The sequence below is a fragment of the Odoribacter sp. N54.MGS-14 genome, from assembly GCF_000980295.1.
Taxonomy (GTDB): Bacteria; Bacteroidota; Bacteroidia; order Bacteroidales; family Marinifilaceae; genus Odoribacter; species Odoribacter splanchnicus.
In genome coordinates this window covers 1-5,298 of the sequence record NZ_LARL01000113.1, presented here as the reverse complement: position 1 = coordinate 5,298, position 5,298 = coordinate 1, and the positions used below count along the sequence as shown (strand labels likewise).

Genomic DNA, 5,298 nt, shown 5'->3' with positions numbered 1-5,298 from the left:
GCAGCTACCCTGGTAATCACTCCCCACACAGTGACTTTACGCTTATTTCCCCTTGGTGCCACCCGTTCCTCATAGGTCGAGTCCATAGACAAAGTATATGGAAGATTTTTCAATGCAGCCCGGGTCTTTAACCGGATATACTCCCGTTTATTCTCTTCGCTTTCTACAATCCATTCTACAACTTCCTTTCTTTCTGTCCCGGAAGCTATTCCATCGATATATTTTTCCAATAATTTCCTATCCATCATTTATAAACCTTTAAACTTTTCAGACAGCTATTTTAATCTGTTATCTGTCATCAGCCCGTTTATTATTTTCCATTTATTTTAATAAGCTACATGATATACATTCCCCCAAGCTTTTTCCCCTGAAAAAATAGAGTTATTTTACCAAAATAGAAAAAAATACATATAATCTTTCAATCTCTTTTTAAACACTTGTAAAGCTATTCTAATGCGATATTCCACTATTTTTTTGGTAATTCCTTTTTTTTGAGCAATTTCCTCATAACTCAAACCACATTCCCGGCTTAATATAAAACTTTCAGCTACTTTTTCAGGTAATTCGAGGTACACTTTTCTGATCAACTCCTTTAATTCCAAAGCTTGAATATCCTGCACCAAATCCGGATCATTCATTGCTTCAATTGCAATTGCCAACTCGTTCTTCTCCCATTCAGTCCGGGTTTGATTAATTTTCAATGCCATTTCATTTAAAGCCCTGTTTCTGGCAATGGTAAAAATATATGCCCGTATATTCCCTGCAGCATCTATCTGTTCTCTTTTTTGCCACAATGCAATAAAAGATTCCTGAGCAACATCTTGCGCAAGCAAACTATTCCTCAGATACCGATTTAGAAAGGTTACGACATTATTATATTCTGCCCGAAAGAAAAGTTCGAATGCCGCTTCATCCCCCTCCTTTATGGATTTCGCTAACAAAGCATTTTGCTTCATAACACCACGAATTTTTGACCCTCACAGACAAAAGTATACTTTTTCTTTGAACAAGAAACATTTATCTATACCAAAACTTAGTAGCATTACCCGGAACCTCTGTCCGGATGCCCTCAAACACCGATCGACTTTATTGTCGATGGGGCCACGTCTACGTTTAACTTTTGTTTTTCATAGACTTGGGGAAATTGTTACTTTTACCGAAAATTATATGATTACTTCTATCCTGGCCATGGTATCCAGGAAGGGCAGACAGAAAAAAACGAATATCATATATTGATTACTAATCCCCCATCCGGTTAAAACGGTAAGAGAAGGAAAGCATATAATAATCCTGCGTACTAGTCGAACTATCCATCCGGGTGTACAAATCGGTTACGGAATAGTGCACCTGGCTCCGGTCACGGAAGATATCGTTGGCCCGGAATACCAATTCGGCCTGTTTCTTTTTACCGAATTTCTTACCCAATTCAAGGTTCAGACGATTATTCGACTGGATGGTCACTGTCCCTGTTTTGTTCCAATAATAAGTATAAAAATAGTCTCCTCCCACAAAAAAACCTTTCCAGAAAAGCCACCTGCAATTGGCCATTACCGTCTCTTCGAGATTCTGAGCTTTACCGGTGGATGAATTCCGGGAATGGGAATAGCTTGTAGCATGCCGGCAATAAAAGTCGAAATTCTCCGATAAGTCGGTATTGACGCCGATACTGATTTGTCCCCGATGCATCTGAGTGACATTCTGCTGATCATCGTAAATCGAGGGTTGATGCGAATAACTGTAATCTCCCCCGAAATCCAAATGGATTTTTTTCACCGGCATCGAATAATTGGTATGTACATTCATACTCCACATCCCATTCAAATTCACCGGCATGGTCAACGAACCTCCCTTCGACACCAAATATCCATCGATCAAGGTGTCTTTACCGATAAATTTTACATTGGAAGAGATCTGATTGATCGTCTGCTGTACATCGAAATTAGCCCAGAAAAACCGGGAATTCATCGGTTCCGAACTGGTATACCTCATCGAAAGATGATGCGAATAAGACTTTTTCAATCCAGGATTTCCCTTAGATACTTGTAAGGGATTGCTGACATTCAATACATCCTGCAATTGCACGGCCGACGGAGAAGAAGTATTTCCATTGTAGTTGACACTGACATTCCGTTTTTCACTCATCCGGTAGGATAGCTCTGCCCGGGGTGAAATATCGAGATAGTTGGATCCGACCAAAGAATCGGGCTTCCCGATAAACCTGTTCCGGTTTTCCATCTGCATCAGACGCAACGAACCACCCCCGTTCAGCGTAACTTTCTCTTTATGATAATTATAATTTACCCCGAAATTCTGACTGACTTGTTTATTGATCGATTTATTCGTTAAGGCCGTATCTATCCCGATCAGCTCTTCGAATACGGCATCCCGGTAAGCCAGGCTATGCCGGTCCGACTGATCTTTACTCGTCAGGAAATGATAATTGAAGCTAATACGCGCAAACTTCGTCAAAGGCTCGGAATAAGACAATCCGGTACCCATTGAATAGTTTATCCGTTCATTATCGTTTTTCTGAAAACGCAAACTATCTCCCCGCTCGGTTATTTTCTCGTGTATATGCTGATAATCACCGGAATTCGATTCATTATACCCTCCACTGAATTGAAACGTCAAGGTACGTCCTGTCTTTTTAAAAGCATGCATCCACGAGAAATTACCTCCTGCCCGTTTACTATCGTTTTTATTGATGGCTTTCGTTTCTGTTCGATTTAAGGTATCCCCGTTTTCCATACTGCTATTCCAGGACAAACTCTCCTGATTTCCCCGGGAAATAGTAAAATCAGGATTGAACCGGATCCGGTTCTTGTCATTGATCTTGTAATCCAGACTAAAATTAATTCCATGACTTTGATTATCCGAGTTCGAATGACTCTCATTATCGTACACGCGGCTTTCATAATTCCCGGTAGGCAAATATTCCTGACGGGAAAGGGAAGCAGAATTATTTACGTTCGCGTTCCAACGGTAATTTCCGCTCACCTGCAGTTTCTTATTGATCTGTGACGAATAATTACCCCAAAGTCCATGGTTCTTATTTTTGTTCCCTTCATCCCGGTAACGGGCATCCGGCAAGTCGTTCAAGGCCATCCGGCCGGCATTTCCGCTAAAAGTAATCTTTCGTTTCCGGTCGAATAAATTCAACGATACAGAAGCAGAATAGGATTTATCTTTCACCTTTTCCAGCCCATAAGCCAGTTCGCCGCGTCCGAACACCTTCATCTGGTTGGGATTCCGGGTTTCGATATTCAATGTACGTGATTTACTCCCATCGTCATAACCCGAGAATTTAGCCTCCTCACTTTTATCATCGTACATTTTTATACGGGCAACGAGTTTAGCCGGAAGATTCTTCAAAGCTGCAGCAGGATCATTGATCGCATATTCCATCCCATCGATGGTGATTTTTTTCACTTCCTGCCCCTGGGCCATAATTTTCCCGTCTACAATCTCGAAACCCGGCAATTTCTTCAACAGTTTTTCCAGATCGGCATCTTCAGCCAAGTGGACAGCCGCCGCATTGAACTGTAAGGTATCTCCTTTCTGCACAGTGAGCGGAGGCCGTGCCGATACCACCACTTCGTCGAGAATAAGTGCTTTCAGGGAAATGTCCCCGACAGCAGTATGTCCTTCCAACACAACTTTTTGTTCCAACGGCCGGAAACCGACAAAAGAGACTTTCAGCCACTGTTCGCCAGCCGGTAATTTCCCGACATCGAATTTTCCCAGCGAATCTGTAACAGCTACCAAAATTCGCTTTATCCCTAAAAAAATATGAGCGCCAGGGAGAGGCTTCCCATCCTCTCCGCTGACCACTCTGCCCGATAAACGGCAAGAGACCGAATCCGACAATACCTGAGCCTTTAAACTGCCTCCCAAGCACAGCAGACAAAGCAACCATACTATCTTCATCGTCCTCTGTCTTTTATCGTTTTTCTGAAACAGAGGGAGGGACCGCCCGTTCGGCCACACCTCGTTTATAATTCGGACGGCTGCTCATCACAAAGTGTAAATCCGCTCCATCCTTAATATCATTATAGGTTATATACGACTTATCGTACTTCTTCCCGTTCAGATATACTTCTTTCACAAACACATTTTTAGCCGACCAATTCTTGGTAGTCATCCGAAGATGTTTACCGTTGCTCATCTTCATATCGACCGCAGCAAGCCCGGGAGAACCCAGATTATACACATTGCTGGACGGAGCTGTCGGATAGAATCCCATGGTATTGAATATATACCAGGCCGACATCTGTCCGCAATCGTCATTTCCACTGAGTGCATCCGGCTTATTCCCATAAAAGGTATCCATGATATAACGCACCTTCTCCTGGCATTTCCAGGGTTGTTTCAGGTAATTATAGAAATACAGGATCTGATGGCAAGGCTCATTACCATGCCAGTAAGCCCCTACCCGTCCCTGAATATCGTGTGCTCCGGGGATATTATCGGCCATCTGGGTAACGAACATCGAATCGAGGCGTTCCCGGAGCAAATCTTCTCCGGCTTCATTGATATACCCCTGCACATCATGAGGAACATACCAGGTGTACTGTAAGGTGAAACCTTCGGTAATATCCCCCCAGCCATTGACAGATCCCGGACCTTGATAAGCGATCGGAGCGAAAGGAGTGCGCCAGTTGCCTTTACTATCCCGGCCACGCATATATTTCGTCCCGGGATCGATCAGGTTTTTATAAGATAAAGCCCGCTTCATGAAAAATTCATAATCTTCGGTTTTTCCAAGCTTTTGAGCCACCTGAGCAATACAATAATCGTCATAGGCATATTCGAGGCTCTTGGATACCGATTCTTTCTCCTTATCGAAAGGGACCCAACCTAACTCGGTATATTCCGGCAGACAATCATAGTTGGGATTAGTCGCCGTAGTCTTCATCGCCTCGTAAGCCCGTTCATAATCGAATCCCTTCACATCTTTCATGATGGCATCGGCAATCACCGATACAGCATGATATCCGATCATACACCAGGTTTCGTTGCCATAAAACGACCAGACCGGCAACATATGTTCGACACTCTTGTCATAATGGGCCAGCATCGAGTTGACGATATCGGCATTGATATCCCGTTGCACCAGATTGAATAAGGGATGTAATGCCCGGTAAGTATCCCACAAAGAAAAGACGGTATAATTGGTAAAACCCTCTGCCTGACCGATATTTTTATCCAACTCTCTAAACTTCCCGTCTGCATCCTGAAAGATAAAGGGATGCAGGAAAGCATGATAGACCGACGTATAAAAAGTCTCCCTCTGTTCGG

3 protein-coding genes and 1 pseudogene are annotated in these 5,298 nt (G+C 43.2%); all 4 read right to left on the bottom strand.

What is annotated here, in order from left to right; all coding sequences use genetic code 11:
* Nucleotides 1-248: pseudogene (locus WS42_RS14170) on the bottom strand (hypothetical protein); the annotation flags it as partial.
* 138 nt (nucleotides 249-386) lie between these two features.
* The gene (locus WS42_RS14165) at nucleotides 387-956 is read right to left on the bottom strand and encodes a sigma-70 family RNA polymerase sigma factor (protein WP_022161338.1); all 570 of its coding nucleotides are present in this window, start codon (nucleotides 954-956) and stop codon (nucleotides 387-389) included.
* A 283-nt stretch (nucleotides 957-1,239) separates the two neighbouring features.
* Nucleotides 1,240-3,927 carry a TonB-dependent receptor gene (locus WS42_RS14160; protein WP_022161339.1) on the bottom strand — a complete coding sequence of 896 codons (2,688 nt, stop codon included), beginning with the start codon at nucleotides 3,925-3,927 and terminating at the stop codon, nucleotides 1,240-1,242.
* Between the two features lie 13 nt (nucleotides 3,928-3,940).
* Nucleotides 3,941-5,298, bottom strand: a 1,358-nt coding sequence (locus WS42_RS14155; protein WP_046451305.1) for a GH92 family glycosyl hydrolase, incomplete at its 5' end; no start/stop codon positions are given.

Coding starts and splice junctions, on each gene's coding strand:
- WS42_RS14165 (WP_022161338.1), bottom strand. CDS start 956: ATGAAGCAAAATGCTTTGTTAGCGAAATCCATAAAGGAGGGGGATGAA.
- WS42_RS14160 (WP_022161339.1), bottom strand. CDS start 3,927: ATGAAGATAGTATGGTTGCTTTGTCTGCTGTGCTTGGGAGGCAGTTTA.